This window comes from Arthrobacter humicola, assembly GCF_039531445.1.
Lineage (GTDB): Bacteria > Actinomycetota > Actinomycetes > Actinomycetales > Micrococcaceae > Arthrobacter > Arthrobacter humicola.
Map to the genome: position 1 here is coordinate 65543 of NZ_BAAAQB010000035.1, position 15974 is coordinate 81516.

The 15974-nt window shown below is 66.9% G+C and carries 15 protein-coding genes, 2 tRNA genes and 1 pseudogene; 6 read left to right on the plus strand and 12 right to left on the minus strand.

Annotated features, from left to right (window positions below):
* The 6 genes from ABD243_RS12740 to ABD243_RS12765 form a co-directional block, all read right to left on the minus strand.
* A partial coding sequence (locus ABD243_RS12740) for a mycothiol-dependent nitroreductase Rv2466c family protein (protein ID WP_344366248.1) occupies nt 1-586 on the minus strand: 586 nt, incomplete at its 3' end.
* 70 nt (nt 587-656) lie between these two features.
* Nucleotides 657-1946 carry an ATP-dependent Clp protease ATP-binding subunit ClpX gene (clpX, locus tag ABD243_RS12745; protein ID WP_091253704.1) on the minus strand — a complete coding sequence of 430 codons (1290 nt, stop codon included), beginning with the start codon at nt 1944-1946 and terminating at the stop codon, nt 657-659.
* 131 nt (nt 1947-2077) lie between these two features.
* A complete protein-coding gene (locus ABD243_RS12750) occupies nt 2078-2737 on the minus strand; it encodes an ATP-dependent Clp protease proteolytic subunit (RefSeq protein WP_116768458.1) in 660 nt (219 codons plus the stop codon).
* Between the two features lie 38 nt (nt 2738-2775).
* Nucleotides 2776-3414: an ATP-dependent Clp protease proteolytic subunit gene (locus ABD243_RS12755; RefSeq protein WP_116768441.1), complete on the minus strand. Its 639-nt coding sequence runs from the start codon at nt 3412-3414 to the stop codon at nt 2776-2778.
* Nucleotides 3415-3653: 239 nt separating this feature from the next.
* Nucleotides 3654-5048, minus strand: coding sequence for a trigger factor (gene tig, locus ABD243_RS12760; RefSeq protein WP_344366253.1), 1395 nt, complete (start codon nt 5046-5048; stop codon nt 3654-3656).
* 67 nt (nt 5049-5115) lie between these two features.
* Nucleotides 5116-5190, minus strand: a tRNA-Pro gene (locus tag ABD243_RS12765).
* Nucleotides 5191-5321: 131 nt separating this feature from the next.
* Here ABD243_RS12765 and ABD243_RS12770 point away from each other — a divergent pair.
* A tRNA-Gly gene (locus tag ABD243_RS12770) sits at nt 5322-5395 on the plus strand.
* A gap of 74 nt (nt 5396-5469) precedes the next feature.
* On the opposite strand, the gene ABD243_RS12775 is transcribed toward ABD243_RS12770, so the two are convergent.
* The 3 genes from ABD243_RS12775 to ABD243_RS12785 form a co-directional block, all read right to left on the minus strand.
* Nucleotides 5470-6417: an Fpg/Nei family DNA glycosylase gene (locus ABD243_RS12775; RefSeq protein ID WP_344366256.1), complete on the minus strand. Its 948-nt coding sequence runs from the start codon at nt 6415-6417 to the stop codon at nt 5470-5472.
* Nucleotides 6417-6908 (minus strand): ribose-5-phosphate isomerase, encoded by a 492-nt coding sequence (locus ABD243_RS12780; RefSeq protein ID WP_091253711.1) that lies wholly within the window; start codon nt 6906-6908, stop codon nt 6417-6419. The genes ABD243_RS12775 and ABD243_RS12780 overlap by 1 nt, the downstream gene beginning before the upstream one ends.
* Nucleotides 6909-7087: 179 nt before the next feature.
* Entirely contained in the window at nt 7088-8089 is a 1002-nt protein-coding gene (locus tag ABD243_RS12785; RefSeq protein ID WP_344366260.1) for a hypothetical protein, read from the minus strand.
* Nucleotides 8090-8327: 238 nt separating this feature from the next.
* On the opposite strand from ABD243_RS12785, the gene pepN reads away from it, so the two are divergent.
* Together pepN and ABD243_RS12795 are read left to right on the plus strand one after the other, a co-directional pair.
* Entirely contained in the window at nt 8328-10883 is a 2556-nt protein-coding gene (gene pepN, locus ABD243_RS12790; protein WP_344366402.1) for an aminopeptidase N, read from the plus strand.
* A gap of 79 nt (nt 10884-10962) precedes the next feature.
* On the plus strand, nt 10963-11442 hold the full coding sequence (locus ABD243_RS12795; RefSeq protein WP_116768447.1) for an OsmC family protein: 480 nt from the start codon (nt 10963-10965) through the stop codon (nt 11440-11442).
* 19 nt (nt 11443-11461) lie between these two features.
* Here the strand turns inward: ABD243_RS12795 and ABD243_RS12800 are convergent.
* Nucleotides 11462-12263: pseudogene (locus ABD243_RS12800) on the minus strand (Rossmann-fold NAD(P)-binding domain-containing protein).
* A 101-nt stretch (nt 12264-12364) separates the two neighbouring features.
* Here ABD243_RS12800 and ABD243_RS12805 point away from each other — a divergent pair.
* Nucleotides 12365-13024 carry a mechanosensitive ion channel family protein gene (locus ABD243_RS12805; protein WP_344366269.1) on the plus strand — a complete coding sequence of 220 codons (660 nt, stop codon included), beginning with the start codon at nt 12365-12367 and terminating at the stop codon, nt 13022-13024.
* 4 nt (nt 13025-13028) lie between these two features.
* A complete protein-coding gene (locus ABD243_RS12810) occupies nt 13029-13487 on the plus strand; it encodes a globin (protein WP_344366272.1) in 459 nt (152 codons plus the stop codon).
* Between the two features lie 24 nt (nt 13488-13511).
* Here ABD243_RS12810 and ABD243_RS12815 read toward each other — a convergent pair whose 3' ends face one another.
* Both ABD243_RS12815 and ABD243_RS12820 read right to left on the minus strand, forming a co-directional pair.
* Entirely contained in the window at nt 13512-14219 is a 708-nt protein-coding gene (locus ABD243_RS12815; RefSeq protein ID WP_344366276.1) for a Pr6Pr family membrane protein, read from the minus strand.
* Nucleotides 14220-14298: 79 nt separating this feature from the next.
* A complete protein-coding gene (locus tag ABD243_RS12820; protein WP_344366279.1) occupies nt 14299-14958 on the minus strand; it encodes a DUF8185 domain-containing protein in 660 nt (219 codons plus the stop codon).
* 62 nt (nt 14959-15020) lie between these two features.
* Here ABD243_RS12820 and ABD243_RS12825 point away from each other — a divergent pair, with 62 nt between their 5' ends.
* A complete protein-coding gene (locus ABD243_RS12825) occupies nt 15021-15929 on the plus strand; it encodes an acyl-CoA thioesterase (protein WP_116768453.1) in 909 nt (302 codons plus the stop codon).
* Nucleotides 15930-15974: the final 45 nt, after the last annotated feature.

Genomic DNA, 15974 nt, shown 5'->3' on the forward strand with positions numbered 1-15974 from the left:
GCTTGATTTCGAAGAAGTACGGGAAGGATGCCAGGGTGACGGTGGCGTCCCAGAGGCGTCCGGCCTCTTCGCCGCGCGGGATGCGGGTCAGGACGGGGCCGAAGAACGCGGTGCCGTTGAAAGCTACGACCGGCGTGCCGACGTCCTGGCCCACCAGCGAGATGCCGGCCTCGTGGCTGGCGCGCAGCTGCGCATCGAATTCCTCCGACTGGCCCGCCGCGGCGAGTTCGGCCGGCAGTCCGGCCTCGGCCAGGGACTTGGCGATGACCTCGTCGATGTCTTTGATGCCTTCGTTGTGGATCTTCGTGCCCATGGCGTCGTAGAGGGGCTTGATGTACTCGGCACCGTGCTCCTCAGCGGCGGCCGTGATGACGCGGACGGGGGCCCACGCCTTCGTCAGGAACTCCTTGTACTGCTCGGGCAGTTCCTCGCGGCCCTGGTTCAGCACCGCGAGGCTCATCACATGCCACTCGGTCTTGATGTCGCGGACGTCTTCCACTTCGCCGATCCAGCGCGACGTGACCCAGGCGAAGGGGCACATCGGGTCGAACCAGAAATCGGCCTTATTGGGAGCGGTTTCAGACACAGGCGGTCTCCTCAGGAAAGTCTTCGGGGCATGGCGCACTCAGGGCGCACCATTGATGTGTAGCGATGAACTAAGCGGATTTATTCCGGCGCTTGGCCACGACGTCGTGGGCGATCATCGTGGGCTGCGACTTCTTGGCCACCACATCGGCCGTGATCACGACGCTGGCGATGTCGTCGCGGCTGGGGAGGTCGAACATGACCGGAAGCAGCACTTCCTCCATGATGGCCCGGAGCCCGCGGGCCCCCGTGCCGCGTTCCAGCGCCTGGTCCGCGATCAGGTTCAGGGCCTCTTCGTCGAAGATCAGCTCCACCCCGTCGAGCTGGAACATCTTCTGGTACTGCTTGACGAGCGCATTCTTCGGAGTCGACAGGATCTGGATGAGCGCTGCACGGTCCAGGTTCGACACCGTCGTGATGACGGGCAGCCGGCCGATGAATTCGGGGATCAGGCCGAACTTGAGCAGATCCTCGGGCATGACCTCGCCGTAGGAATCCGTGGTGTTCTTGACCTCGTTCAGCGGGGCGCCGAAGCCGATGCCCTTGCGTCCGGAGCGTGAGCCGATGATGTCCTCGAGACCCGCGAAAGCACCTGCCACGATGAACAGCACGTTGGTGGTGTCGATCTGGATGAACTCCTGGTGCGGGTGCTTGCGTCCGCCCTGCGGCGGGACCGAGGCGACGGTACCCTCGAGAATCTTCAGGAGCGCCTGCTGCACGCCCTCGCCCGAGACGTCCCGGGTGATGGACGGGTTTTCGCTCTTGCGCGAGATCTTGTCGATCTCATCAATGTAGATGATGCCCTGCTCGGCCTTCTTGACGTCATAGTCGGCGGCCTGAATGAGCTTGAGGAGGATGTTCTCGACGTCCTCGCCGACATAGCCGGCCTCGGTCAGGGCCGTGGCGTCGGCCACCGCGAACGGGACGTTCAGGCGGCGTGCCAGGGTCTGAGCCAGGTACGTCTTGCCGCAGCCGGTGGGGCCGATCAGGAGGATGTTGGACTTGGCGATCTCGACGTCGTCGTGGTGCACGCCGTCGGCGAGGCTGCCGCTCTTCGGCGCGTGGCCGGCCTGGATCCGCTTGTAATGGTTGTAGACCGCGACGGCGAGCGAGCGCTTGGCGGGTTCCTGTCCGATCACATATTCCTGCAGGAAATCAAAGATCTCGCGGGGCTTGGGCAGTTCGAAACTGCCCAGGTCAGCTACTTCCGCGAGTTCTTCTTCGATGATCTCGTTGCAGAGTTCGATGCACTCGTCGCAGATGTAGACGCCGGGCCCGGCAATGAGCTTGCGAACCTGCTTCTGGCTCTTTCCGCAGAAAGAACACTTCAGCAGATCAGTGCTCTCGCCAATCCGAGCCATATGTGAACCCCTTTAGTAGCTTGCTGCTGGCTGTGACATGTTCCACTCTAGGTCACTTTGGGCCTGTTGGGTGGAATGCGGACGCCGGTGCGGCCATGTGAAGGTGCCGCACCGGCGTCGCGTTGTACTGATTAGCGCGTGATGGCCTGGGGCTTGATCTTGCGGGAATCCAGCACCTGGTCAATGAGGCCGTACTGCATGGCCTCGGCGGCGGTGAGGATCTTGTCCCGCTCGATGTCGTTGTTGACCTGTTCCGGCGTCCGGCCGGAGTGCTTGGCCAGCGTGTCCTCGAGCCAGGAGCGCATGCGCATGACCTCGGCGGCCTGGATCTCCAGGTCTGAGGCCTGCCCGCCCTGCCCGCCGGAGAGCGACGGCTGGTGGATCAGGACCCGGGCGTTCGGCAGCGCGAGGCGCTTGCCCGGCGTGCCGGCGGCGAGGAGCACGGCGGCGGCACTGGCTGCCTGACCCAGGCAGACGGTCTGGATCTCGGGCCGGATGTACGTCATCGTGTCATAGATCGCGGTCATGGCGGTGAAGGAACCGCCCGGGGAGTTGATGTAGAGCGTGATGTCGCGGTCCGGGTCAGTGGACTCGAGGACCAGGAGCTGGGCCATCACGTCGTCCGCCGAGGCGTCGTCGACCTGGACGCCCAGGAAGATGATGCGGTCCTCGAACAGCTTGGTGTACGGGTCCTGGCGCTTGAAGCCGTAAGGGGTGCGCTCTTCGAACTGCGGCAGCACGTAGCGGCTGCCCGGCAGGTTACCGGCAGTCGAACCGAAGTTGTAGTTCATGTTCATTGCTCCTGAATTCATTGCTGTCTACGTGCCGGTCAGTTCTCGGTGGCTGTCGCAGCGCCGCCGCCGTTACCGGAGCCATTGGCGTTGGTTCCGCCGCCGCCGGCCACGGAACCTGCGTGCGCGGCGATCTTGTCGAAGAAGCCGTATTCCAGGGCTTCCGGGGCCGTGAACCACTTGTCGCGGTCGTTGTCCTTGAGGATGGTGTCCACGGTCTGGCCGGTCTGGTCTGCGGTCAGCTCGGCCATGACCTTCTTCATGTGCAGGATCAGCTCAGCCTGGATCTTGATGTCCGACGCCGTGCCGCCGATGCCGCCGGAGGGCTGGTGCATGAGGATGCGGGCGTTGGGGGTCGCATAGCGCTTGCCCTTCGTGCCGGAGGAGAGCAGGAACTGGCCCATGGATGCGGCCAGGCCGGTGGCCACGGTGACAACATCGTTCGGGATGAACTGCATGGTGTCATAGATGGCCATGCCGGCGGTGACGGAGCCTCCGGGAGAGTTGATGTAGAGGTAGATGTCCTTTTCAGGGTTCTCCGCCGAGAGCAGCAGGAGCTGCGAGCAGATCGCGTTGGCGTTCTCGTCGCGGACCTCGGAGCCGAGCCAGATGATGCGCTCTTTCAGCAGGCGGTTGTAAATGTAGTTATCCTGGGCTGCCGGATCGACCGTGGCCATCCGGGGTGCCCCTGCGTGCTGTGACATATGTACTTACCTCTCGCTGGCGACGGTGACGTCACTGAACGACATCACTGAACTTTCCTACATGGACACTAACGGTTTTCACTGCCCGTTTGTGCGCAGGCGCAGGGCTGTTCGCTGACGGCGCACGATTGCCGGGAGCCTGCCAGCCGGGTCCCGGGGACTTAAAACAGACGGCCCCCGGATCGGTGATCCGGGGGCCGTCAGCGGCAATGCTAGAACTTCACTGCTGCGGGGTCGTCGCTCGGCGTGGCGTCGGCGGCAGCTGCTTCCTCGGAAGCTTGTTCCTCAACGGACTCAGCGGCCGGGGCAGCCTCGTCGCCGGGGCGGACGAAGTCGCTCAGGTCAACCTTGTTGCCTTCGGAGTCGGTGACCTCGGCCTGGCCGAGGACGACGGCCAGGGCCTTGCGGCGGCGGACCTCGGACACCATCATGGGGACCTGGCCGCTCTGATCGATGATCTGGGCGAACTGGTTCGGGTCCATGCCGTACTGGCTGGCGGTGGTGACGATGTAGTCGATCAGCTCGTTCTGGCTGACGTTGACTTCTTCCTTTTCGGCGATGGCGTCAAGGATGATCTCGTTCTGGAAAGCGCGCTCGGTGTTGGCCTTGACCTCGGCGCGGTGCTCCTCGGTGTCGTGCTCGCCTTCACCGTGGGCGTTTTCGGCGTTGAAGTGCTGCTCGAGCTGCTCTTCGACGATCGATTCCGGGACGGGAACCGCAACGAGCTCAACGAGCTTGTCCAGGACCTTGTCGCGGGCCTCGACGCCCTGCTCCACAACCTTGGACTCGGCAGCCTGCTTGGCGAGGTCCTCGCGGAGCTCCGCCAGGGTGTCGAATTCGCTGGCCAGCTGGGCGAAGTCGTCGTCGGCGACGGGGAGCTCGCGCTCCTTGACGGCCTTGACCGTGACCTTGACCTGGGCGGACTCGCCGGCGTGCTCGCCACCCACCAGGGTGGTGTCGAAGATGGCATCCTCGTCGGCGCTGAGGCCCGTGACGGCCTCGTCGAGGCCTTCAAGCATGGTGCCGGCGCCAACCTGGTAGGACAGGCCTGCTGCGGAGTCAACCTCGGCGCCGTCAATCGAGGCGGCGATGTCGATCGTCAGGAAATCCTTGTCCGCGGCCGGGCGGTCGACGGTCTTCAGGGTGCCGAAGCGGCCGCGGAGCTCGTCCAGGGCCTTGTCGACGTCGGCGTCGGACGACTCGGCGGCGGCGACCTCAACCTTGATGCCGGCGTAGTCGGGCAGTTCGATCTCGGGGCGGATGTCAACCTCGGCGTGGAACTTGAGCTCACCATCGGTGGCGGACGGGTCCGGAACCTCGGTGATTTCGACCTCGGGACGGCTCAGGGGGCGGATGCCCGTTTCCTGCACGGCAGCCTGGTACCAGCCGTTGAGGCCTTCGTTGATGGCCGTCTCCAGGACGTAGCCGCGGCCAACGCGCTGGTCAATGAGCTTGGAGGGGACCTTGCCCTTGCGGAAACCGGGGACCTGGATCTGCGAAGCAACAGTCTTGTATGCCTCTGCGATGCTGGGCTTCAATTCCTCAAAGGGGACCTCAACATTGAGCTTGACCCGCGTGGGGGTGAGGTTCTCGACAGCGCTCTTCACAGTCTAAGTACTCCTGGTGTGGGGGAATGGGGTTCTGCATTGCCACGGACTGGCAGTGCTTGCAGAGTCGGGGTGACAGGATTTGAACCTGCGACTTCCTGCTCCCAAAGCAGGCGCTCTAGCCAAGCTGAGCTACACCCCGTAAGTGCACAGAACAGTCTACGGTCATACTGTGCCGAATTGCACATTTGACACCGGGGCCCTGCATTAGGTTTAGTTGTATCCGGCCTGAACAGCCGACCGGAAGTTTTGCTGGATTTCCAGCATCACCCCGGGGACGTAGCTTAATGGTAAAGCCTCAGTCTTCCAAACTGATTACGCGGGTTCGATTCCCGTCGTCCCCTCCACCACAGCCGTCAGGCACACAGAGAAAGCCCCTCTCCGGAGGGGCTTTCTTCATGCGCGGCCCGGCGGAATCCGCTCAGGCCTGCTGGCACTGCGGGCACCAGTACAGTTTCCGGGCTCCCAGTTCCGTCAGCGCCACAGGGGTGCCGCAGTCGCGGCAGTCCAGTCCGTGCCTGCGGTAGACGAAGTGCGCCTCATCAGGGTCCGGAAGGACGTCCGGCTGCCCGTCCCAGTACCGGGGCGGCGTCGTAATAATCCGGCCGTCCCGGACGCCGTCGGACATCATCGCCACGGTGTCGTCCCAGAGGCGGCGGCCCGCGTCAGGTGACAGCCCGGCCCCGGGAAGCCAGGGATTGAGGCGCTGCCGGAACAGCAGTTCGGCGCGGTAGACGTTCCCGACGCCGGCAATCACCTTTTGGTCCATGAGCAGGGTTGCCAGGGGCGTGCGTCTGCCCGCCAGGGTGGCGGTGAAGGCGTCGCGGTCCCCCGGCAGGTTGCGCAGCGGGTCCGGGCCGAGGCGGGCTAGGACGCCTCCGGCCTCATCCCCGGTCATCGCCTCACAGGTGGTAGCACCGCGCAGGTCCGCCCAGCCGTGCCCGCTCACCAGCCGGACGCGGACGGCGCCCACCGGCGCCGGCGGCCCTGCGTATGCAGACGCGAGTGCAGGGACAGCAGCAGGCGCGGCGTCCGCAGGAAGAGCGCCTGCCGGGGCGTCGCCGTCGTCGTACACCTCCCGCTCCCCCACCTTCCGGGGCGCGCCGATGCTGGACGCGCCGCGGAAGGTGTCGTCCCCGCCGAAATCCCACGCGCCATAGAGGCCCAGGTGGACGTGCAGGACCAGGCCGTGGTCGAACTCGAGGAACAGGTGCTTCCCGTGGGCGGTCGCGGCCGTCATGACGTGCCCGTCCAACAACGCGGCGCCGGGCGCGAACCGTCCTTGCGGGCTCGAGACGCTCAGCCTCTCCCCCGCGAAAACGTCACCGAACTGGCGTGCCAGCCGGTGGACGGAGTGCCCTTCCGGCACTACTGAACAACCTCGCCGGTGCGCTCGTAGATGGCAATCTTGCCGATCCGGCGGACGTGGCGCTCGTCGTTGCTGAACGGCTCGGCCAGGAAGGCCTCGATGATGGCTGTTGCCTCGTCCACGCTGTGCTGGCGGCCGCCGACGGCAACCACGTTCGCATCGTTGTGTTCGCGGGCGAGCTGCGCCGTGGACAGGTTCCACGCCAGGGCGGCGCGCACGCCTTTGACCTTGTTGGCGGCAATCTGCTCGCCGTTGCCGGAACCGCCCAGGACGATGCCGAGGGCGTGGGTGCCGGCTTCCTGGTCGGCGACGACGGCGAGGGCGGCGTTGATGCAGAACGACGGGTAGTCATCCAGGGCGTCGTAGACCTTGGGTCCGTGATCCACCACCTCGTAGCCCTTGGCGCTGAGGTGGCTGACGAGGTGGGCGCTGAGCTCCATGCCGGCGTGGTCGGTGGCGATGTGCACGCGCGGGAAGTCAGAAAGGGTCACGGCGATTCCGTTCAGTTGCGGCGCCGGGCGGCGGCCGGGGGCGGTTGGGGGCTGTTCCAAGCCTACTAGGCCGGGCCTTTCGGGGCGGCGCCGGACCGCGCCGGGCGCCGCACTGCACTGTCGTGTTACAGCACTTGTTACAGCACCGTCGTGTGACAGCCCTGCGCCACATCTTCGTGTCACACAGCGGGTGCATCACCGTTCCGCCGGGCCCTGTCCGCCACCCGGGAAAGCGTACGGGCAATGTTGTCCGCCGAGGCGGCACTTCCGCCGCTCACGGCCAGCCGCCGGCCGTCCAGGCGGTCGACGACTACCGCGGGCCCGCTGCTGACCAGCAGCGCCGTGGTGTTGCCGTGGATCCGGTACCCCCACCCGCCGAAGTCGGCAGCCCGGACCTCCCGAGGTGTGGCAGCGTCGATGGCCGCGGCCGGAACGTCCATGACCCGGACGAACCCTGCCGCGAAGACCCGCAGCCCGCTGCGGTCAACCCGGATCCGGGCAAACAGGAACGCCGCCGTTACCAGGGCCGCGGCCACCAGGAGCGCAGCCAGCCAGGGCACGGCAAGGGTGAGGAGGGCCGCGGGCAGGAGTGTCGCGATGCCGAGCATGACGAAGATCGAGCTGCGGGCGTGCACCCAGAGGCTGATGCGGTCCCTGGCCAGTTCCGGATCCTGTTCCCGCTCGAGGGCCTGCCGTATGGCGAGGTCGTCGTCGACGGACCAGCGTTCGTCGGCCTTGAAGACAAAGCCCATGACAACCCCCAGGCCCAGGGCCGCGCCGCTTCCGAGGGCCAGGACCGTGGCATCAACGTGGGACTCGCGCGCGTCGGGCAGCCCCGTTTGGCCCACGAGCACAGCGGCGAGGACCGTGGTGATGAAGAGGCTCATGGATAGCCCGGCGCCCATCATGATGCGGCGCATCATCGCGGGGCGGGACAGCGGCACGGCCTGAAGCAGCACGGCCCAGCCGACCACCACGATCAGCGCCGCACCGGCGCCAGCGACGGCGGTGAACGGCGCGAAGTCGACGGCACCGGCGTCGGTCCAGCGGACGGCCAGCGGCTCGGGCAGGTCCGGCCGGACCAGCAGCGCACACACCACGAATCCGGCCGCCAGCATGAGGGGGAAACCGATGGCAAAGCGCAACGCCCTGACATCGACTGAATCCCGAAACTTTCCCATACTCCAACGCTACCCCCGCCTGCACGTGGAGCGATCCGGGCGCGGCGCGAACGCCCGAAACGGAAATTTGCGACGGAACTCGCGGCGGAAACCGGCCATCAGGACCGTCGCGGCGGCAGACATTGGGACAAGGATGCCTTGCCATCGGCCGCTGACGTGAAAGAATAATTTCACAGTATCGCCGGCGGCTGCGGCCGGCCGGCAGTATCCGACTCTTTTGGAGGCCCCCTTGCCCGGTATGAACCTGACCCGCGCCGAAGCCCGCGAGCGCGCCGCCCTGATCGACGTCGAGTCTTACGAGGTCAGCCTCGACCTGACGCGCGGCGAGAAAGTCTTCGGGACCACCACGGCCGTGAAGTTCACCGCCAAGCCGGGGTCTTCGACCTTCATCGACGCCGTGACCCACGCGGTGCACAGCGTGAGCCTCAACGGCCGCGAACTGGATCCGGCAGAGGTCTCAGACGGCGTACGGATCCAGCTGCCGGACCTGGAGGCCGAGAACCACCTCCTCGTGGTCGCGGAGGCGCCCTACATGAACACCGGCGAAGGCCTGCACCGCTTTGTGGATCCGGTGGATAACGAGGTCTACCTGTACACGCAGTTCGAGGTCCCGGATTCGCGGCGCATGTTCGCCGTGTTCGAACAGCCCGACCTCAAGGCCAGCTTCACGTTCACCGTCACCGCCCCTTCACACTGGGACGTGGTCTCCAACTCCCCCACCCCGGTGCCGGTGGAGACCATCCCCGGCGAGGACGGCAGCGCCCGCTCCGTCTGGGAATTCACGCCCACGCCCCGGCTCTCCTCATACGTCACGGCCCTGATCGCCGGGCCGTACCAGTCGGTCCGCAGCGAGGTCACCTCGGCGGAGGGCCGCGTCACCCCCCTGGGTATCTTCGCCCGCAAGTCACTCATGCAGTACCTGGATGCGGACAACATCTTCGAACTCACCCGGCAGGGCTTTGAGTTCTTCGAGGCGCAGTTCGGCTGCCCGTACCCGTTCGAGAAGTACGACCAGCTCTTCGTACCGGAGTTCAACGCCGGCGCCATGGAAAATGCCGGCGCCGTCACCATCCTGGAAGGCTACGTCTTCCGCGGCAAGGTCGCCGACGCCCAGGTGGAGCGCCGCGCCATCACCGTGCTGCACGAGCTCGCACACATGTGGTTCGGCGACCTCGTCACGATGCGCTGGTGGAACGATCTCTGGCTCAACGAGTCCTTCGCCGAGTACATGTCCCACCTGGCCGCCGTGGAGAACACCGAGTTTGCCCACGCCTGGACGACGTTCGCCTCCATGGAGAAATCCTGGGCCTACCGCCAGGACCAGCTTCCCACCACGCACCCGATCTTCGCCGAGATCAACGACCTCCAGGACGTCGAGGTGAACTTCGACGGCATCACCTACGCCAAGGGCGCCTCGGTGCTGCGCCAGCTCGTCGCCTGGGTGGGCCCGGAGGAATTCATGTCCGGCGTCCGCGAGTACTTCAGCAAGCACGCCTGGCAAAACACCGAGCTCAGCGACCTCATGGCCGAACTCGAGAAGGCCAGCGGCCGCGACCTGGAAAGGTGGGGCCAGCTCTGGCTGGAGACCGCCGGCGTCAACACCCTGACACCGGAAATCACGGCAGGGGCGGACGGCACCATCAGTTCCTTCGCGATCGTGCAGTCGGCGGTCGAGAGCGAGCCGACGTTGCGGCCGCACCGCCTCGCCGTCGGCTTCTATGACCTCAACAGCGCCGGCAAGCTGGAGCGCGTCCACCGTGAGGAGCTCGACGTCGACGGCGAGCGCACCGAGGTTCCCGCCCTGGCCGGGCTTGCCCGGCCAGACCTGATCCTGCTCAACGACGACGACCTCGCCTACGCCAAGGTCCGGCTCGATCCGACGTCCCTCACCACGGCCACGGCCCACCTCAAGGACTTCAACCAGAGCCTCCCCCGCACCCTGGTGTGGGGCTCGGCCTGGGACGCGGCGCGCGACGGCGAAACCCCGGCCCGCGGCTACGTGGACCTGATCCTGTCCAACATTGCCGAGGAATCCGATTCCTCCGTGATCCTGGTCCAGCTCCGCCAGCTTGCCACCACGCTGGCCTTCTACGTGGCCGAGGAGCACAAGGAAGCCACCGCAGTGGCCGCGGCCGACACCCTGTGGGACCTGGCCTCGACCGTGCCGGCCGGCTCCGACGCCCAGCTGCAGTTCGTGAAGTCCTACGCCCTGCTGGCCCGCAGCGCCGGGCAGCTGGATACGGTGTCCGGGTTGCTGGACGGCTCCCGCACGCTCGACGGGCTGACCGTTGACCAGGACCTGCGGTGGGAGTTGCTGGCGTGCCTCGTGGCAGGTGGCCGCGCCGGACAGGAGCGGATCGACGAGGAACTCGCGCACGACAACACCTCCAACGGCCAGAACGCGGCAGCTCTGGCGAAGGCGGCCATTCCCACCCCTGAGGCCAAGGCCGAAGCCTGGGAATCGATTGTGGTCAAGGGCGATCTGTCCAACGCCCTGCAGGGCTCGGCCGTGACCGGTTTCACCCGGGTCCTGGACACCTCCCTCTTGGAGCCCTACGCCGAGAAGTACTTCGAGGCCGTCCCGGAGATCGTGGCCAACCGCACCCACGCGCTGGCCCAGCAGATCGTCGTCGGGCTCTACCCGGCCCTGCTCACCACGCAGGCCACTGTGGACCGGACCGATAAGTTCCTGGCCTCGCTGCCGGAAGACAGCTCCGCGCTGCGCCGGATGATGCTGGAAAACCGCGACGGCGTGGTCCGGTCCCTGCGCGCCCGCCAGGCCGACGTCGGCTAGGACGCGTTTTCCCGGAGTCCCGGCGCCGCCCTCCGGCGGCACCGGGACTCCGGCGTTTAAGCGCCACTAAACTGGCGTCATGAGCCTTGACGAACACCGCTACGCGCTGACTGTCCGCTGGACCGGGAACCTCGGGTCCGGGACGTCCTCCTACCGCGGCTATTCACGGGACCACGACGTCGAGATCCCCGGGCTGCCGGTGCTGCGCGGCTCGGCCGATCCGACATTCCATGGTGACCGCCAGCGCTACAACCCCGAGCAGCTCCTCCTTGCGGCGCTCTCGCAATGCCACATGCTCTCTTTCCTGCACGTGGCCGTGAAGCATGGCGTGGTGGTGACCGGCTATGAGGACCGGGCCGAGGGGCTAATGCGGACCAACCGGGACGGCAGCGGCCAATTCGAGTCCGTCACGCTCAAGCCCCGCGTGACGGTGGCGGAACCTGCGGCCCCGGAGCTTCTCGAGGAGCTCCATGCCGAGGCCAACAAGGTTTGCTTCATTGCCCGCAGCGTCAACTTTCCCGTGCTGCACGAGCCCGTGCCCGTGGCGGAACCGGCCTGATCGCCCAAGCGGCGGCAGCTCAGGCGGGCTGCGCCCGGTACGCGGCCAGGAGTGTCCGCTCCGTGTCCGGGCGCAGGCCGGCCTTGCGTTCACGGGTAAGGCCGCGCCGGCGTTCGTCCTCGAGGGTGTCGCGCAGGGTCTGTGTCCAGGGCCGCAGCCGCAGCCCGGCACCCCGGGCGGCGCTGTTGCTGCGGGCCGAGAAGCCGTCATGACCTGGCGGCAGCCATAACGGCAGCGAGTCGGGCACGGCCCAGTAGTTCACGCCGTGCCCGGCCAGCCATTCCCCCGGGGCCGCCACCGTCCGGGCCTTCCCGCCGGCCAGTTGCCGGCATGCTTCCAGATAGGCGGCAAACAGCACCGGCTCGCCGACGGCGTTCAGGGCCCCGGTGACGTTTGACTCCGCCGCGGCCACGATCCAGGCCGCGAGGTCCCGCACATCGATGATCTGGGTGGAGTCGGCGGGGATGTCAGGGACCAGGACCGGATCGTCGTCCCGGGCGAAGCGGGCGGGCCAATACCCGTACCGGTCGGAGCCGTCACCGGGTCCGCCGATCAGCCCGGCGCGGCACAGGTGCGACTTGTCCGCTGCCAGCGCACGCGCCCACTGTTCAATCGCGGTCTTCGCTTCGCCGTAGTTTTCCATCGTCAGCGCCGTGCCCGGGGCCAGGGGCGGGAGCACCTGCGCATCTTCGGCCGTGCCGGCAACCGAATGGTCCGCGTAGACCGAGCAGCTGGAGACGACGGTCATGCCCGGAATTGAGGGCTTGCCGGGCTATTTCGGCGGAGAGAAAGGCTGTGCCGCCAAGGATGAGGATGCGCATGGGTGCCACGGTACGGCGCTAATGTTGAAGGGGAACAGAGTGTTATGCGGCCGGCGAACGCCGGCCCCGTAGCTTACAACTGCAAGGAGCAAACCCTACCGATGTACAGCATGACAGCCGTCGAGCCCATCACGCCGCAGGAAATTTCGGCGATCAACCTGCCGGGCGTCCTCATCAGCATCGGCGTCGGCGTTGCGGTGTGGCTGGTGGCATCCTTTCTGATCTCCGGAATCACCAAGCGTGTCGCCGAGGGCAGCACCTTCTTCAAGAAGCGGCACTTCCGCTGGGTGACTCCGGCCCTGCGGGCACTGGACCATGAACGCCGGGTCCAGCGCGCCAACACGATCGGTGCGCTGCTCAGGAGCGTGGTGGGCGTCCTGGTCGCTGCATTCACCATCATGTATGTGCTCAACAACCTGAACGTAAACATTGCACCGCTGCTGACCAGCGTCGGGATCCTCGGTATCGCCATCGGCTTCGGGGCCCAGCAGCTGATCCGCGACTTCCTGGCCGGCATCTTCATCACGCTCGAGGACCAGTACGGAATCGGCGACATCATCGAGACCTCCGAGGTGGTGGGCGTCGTGGAGTCCATGAACCTGCGGATCACCCGGGTCCGGGCTGACGACGGCGCCATCTGGTACCTGCGCAACGGCGAAATCCTGCGCGTGGGCAACCGTTCGCAGGGCAATTACATCGCACCGACCGCCCCGCCGGCCGACGAGGCCGATGCCACGCCGCAGCAGCAGGCCGGAGAATAGAGAAATGACGATTCCCAGCGCCGGTGAACCCCGGCAGCCCCGCCAGTTGCTGCAGAACGATCCGTTCAGCCAGCCCGGCTACACCGACAACTTCTACGACGCCGTGGGCGGCCACGAAACCTTCGTCAAACTCATCGACGTGTTCTACGACGGCGTCGCGAGCGATCCGCTGCTGCGCCCCATGTACCCGGAAGAAGACCTCGGCCCCGCCAAGCGGCGCTTCCTGATGTTCCTGGAACAGTATTGGGGCGGCCCGACGACCTACGGCGAGGAGCGCGGGCACCCCCGTCTGCGGATGCGCCACATGCCCTTCCGCGTGACGCCGGAGGCCAAGGAACGCTGGCTGCACCACATGCGCACCGCGGTGGATGCCCTGGCGCTTCCGCCGCTGTACGAGGGAACGCTGTGGGACTACATGGAGCGGGCAGCCCTCTCCATGGTCAACAGCCCGTCGGAGGCCTAATCCCCGTCGCGTCCGGAAGCAGGATCAGCGCCGCCCGGTGCCCGCGGCCAGCGCGGCGCGCCCGTTGCCGGCGCCGTGCACGAGGAACGCGATGAGCAGGAACGCGGCGAGCACCTGCGCCGTCGTCGTCAGCGCGGCCGGCCACCCGCCGTCGAGCGTCGGGTCGAGGAAGTCGTAGACGTACCAGCCGTCGATCCCGCCGCGCACCCACGAGAAGGCCAGGAAGGCGGTCGGGTAGCTGAGCCACACCAGCGGCCGCCACCATCTGCCGCGCAGTGTCTTCGTGACGAGGATCCAGTCGAGGACGACGAACAACGGAGCCAGGCGATGGTGTGCCAGCTGGGGCCAGTACATGTCCCAACTCCACCACGGTTCACCCGGCGGGGCGACGAGCACCGCGTAGATTATGCCCGTCATCACCAGATAGAAAACAAGTGCGCCGAAAACGTGGTCCCACCACCCCGGAAGCCGTGTCCGCTGCCAGGCGGCGGACGCGATGAGCACTAGCCCGAGGGCGAGGTTCGACTGGACGGTGAATTCCGAATAGAGCTGGAAGACGTCGACGTCGTTGCCGGGCAGCGTCGCGTCGTACGTCCTCCGGGCGACGGCAAAGAGTACGAAGATTCCCACCGCGGCTCGGGGCAGGCGGATCCACGTCCGGTCCGGATGCAGCGCATCATTGAAGCCAAAGTGTCGCCCGATTGGGGGATCCAGCACCGACACACCGCTCATGCGCCCAGTATGGCAGGCCGGTCAACGCGGGGACGGGCGGCGACGGCGATCCGGGATTCCGCCTCCGGCTACCAGAGTCCTAAAGTCCGGAACCCGTCCGGACCAGCACGTGGCCGCGGGTGCCGCTGAGCCGGAACCAGCGCCCGGCCCGGAAGAGCCGCTGGTCGCCGTCGGCGAGGAAGCCCAAGGTGAGCGCGGCGAACGCGGCACCGGCCGGGAGGCCGCCGGCGTCGGGCAGTTCACGGCCCCAGACCGTTGCCCGGGCGTTGTTGACGATCAGCGCGCCCGGCTTGTCCGGGATGATCGCGGCGATCTCCCGGATGCCGGCCTCGGCGGCGTCCCGCAGGGCGGTGTCCCGGAGGGTACCGAGCGGTTCCCAGCCGGCACGCGGCGCCCCGATCCCGGCCCACGACTCGCTGACGGTCATCGGCGGCACGGGAAGTTCGACGTCGGTCTCCCCCGCCCGTGCCAAACGGTCCAGTACGGCGGACAGCGGCACGGTCACGTCAGTGTCCGCCGGCTGTGCCAGCGCCATGGTCCGCAAGCCCAGGATGGTGGGCGTGGATTCGCCGAGGAGCCGGGGCCGCAGGACGCAGACGTAGGCGGCCAGGACCGGGCCCGCGGCTTGGAGCCGGATGGCGCCGTCGTCGATGGACCTGGCGCGCGTCGCGAAGGTGCGAAGGTCGGCGAGGTCACGGGGATCGGTGAACTGCAGGGGCTGGGTTAGGACATCAGACACACTACCGACTCTACCGGCTGCGCTTCTTTGGAGCGGCCCGGGCGTCCGTCTAGAGTCAGAGCATGACTGAAGCCGAAGCCGGACTGCGGGGACTTCCCACGCAGGACCCCACCTCCTCGCTCATCGAACTCCTCAACCTCGGCGAGCTTGAGGGCGCACGGACCGACGAGGACATCTTCATGGGTCCCTCCCAGCGGCAGCCGCGGCAGCGCGTCTTCGGTGGCCAGGTGCTGGCGCAGTCCCTCATTGCCGGCAGCCGCACTGTCGATCCGGACCGCAGCGTGCACTCCATGCACGGCTATTTCCTCCGACCGGGCGACGCCAACCAGCCGATCACCTTTGGGGTGCAGCGCCTGCGCGACGGCCGGTCCTTCTCGGCCCGCCGGGTCCACGCCTATCAGGAGGGCATGCCCATCCTGTCGATGATCGCCTCCTTCCAGGCCGAGGACGAAGGGATCGAGCACCAGTCGGAGATGCCGGCCGGCATCCCGGACCCCGAATCGCTGCCCAGCACCGCCGACCTGCTGGGGAAGTTCGACCACCCCGTGGCCCGGCACTGGGCCTATGAGCGGCCCTTCGATATCCGACACGTCGACCCTGCCCTGTACGTTTCGGCCCACGGGCCCAAGGAAGCGCGCAACGCCGTCTGGATGAAGACCTTCGGCCCGATGCCCGACGACGCCGGCCTGCACCGGGCCGCCCTGGCCTATGCGAGCGACTACACCCTGCTGGAGTCGGTTCTCCGCAGGCACGGGATGAGCTGGATTACGCCCGGGATGTCCGTGGCGAGCCTGGACCACGCCATGTGGTGGCACCGCCCGGTCCGGGTGGACGAATGGCTCTTGTACGTCCAGGAGTCCCCCAGCGCCCAGGGTGCGCGGGGCCTGGCCACGGGCAAGATCTTCAGCCGCGACGGCCGGCACGTGGCAACGGTGGCGCAGGAAGGCATGATCCGCGTCCCGAGACCCTAAGATCACACAACACGACGCGGCTTAACGCAGAAGGCGGGCTCCCCC

Coding starts and splice junctions, on each gene's coding strand:
- clpX (WP_091253704.1), bottom strand. CDS start 1,946: ATGGCTCGGATTGGCGAGAGCACTGATCTGCTGAAGTGTTCTTTCTGC.
- ABD243_RS12750 (WP_116768458.1), bottom strand. CDS start 2,737: ATGAACTACAACTTCGGTTCGACTGCCGGTAACCTGCCGGGCAGCCGC.
- ABD243_RS12755 (WP_116768441.1), bottom strand. CDS start 3,414: ATGGCCACGGTCGATCCGGCAGCCCAGGATAACTACATTTACAACCGC.
- ABD243_RS12785 (WP_344366260.1), bottom strand. CDS start 8,089: ATGGGAAAGTTTCGGGATTCAGTCGATGTCAGGGCGTTGCGCTTTGCC.
- pepN (WP_344366402.1), top strand. CDS start 8,328: ATGAACCTGACCCGCGCCGAAGCCCGCGAGCGCGCCGCCCTGATCGAC.
- ABD243_RS12795 (WP_116768447.1), top strand. CDS start 10,963: ATGAGCCTTGACGAACACCGCTACGCGCTGACTGTCCGCTGGACCGGG.
- ABD243_RS12805 (WP_344366269.1), top strand. CDS start 12,365: ATGTACAGCATGACAGCCGTCGAGCCCATCACGCCGCAGGAAATTTCG.
- ABD243_RS12810 (WP_344366272.1), top strand. CDS start 13,029: ATGACGATTCCCAGCGCCGGTGAACCCCGGCAGCCCCGCCAGTTGCTG.
- ABD243_RS12815 (WP_344366276.1), bottom strand. CDS start 14,219: ATGAGCGGTGTGTCGGTGCTGGATCCCCCAATCGGGCGACACTTTGGC.
- ABD243_RS12825 (WP_116768453.1), top strand. CDS start 15,021: ATGACTGAAGCCGAAGCCGGACTGCGGGGACTTCCCACGCAGGACCCC.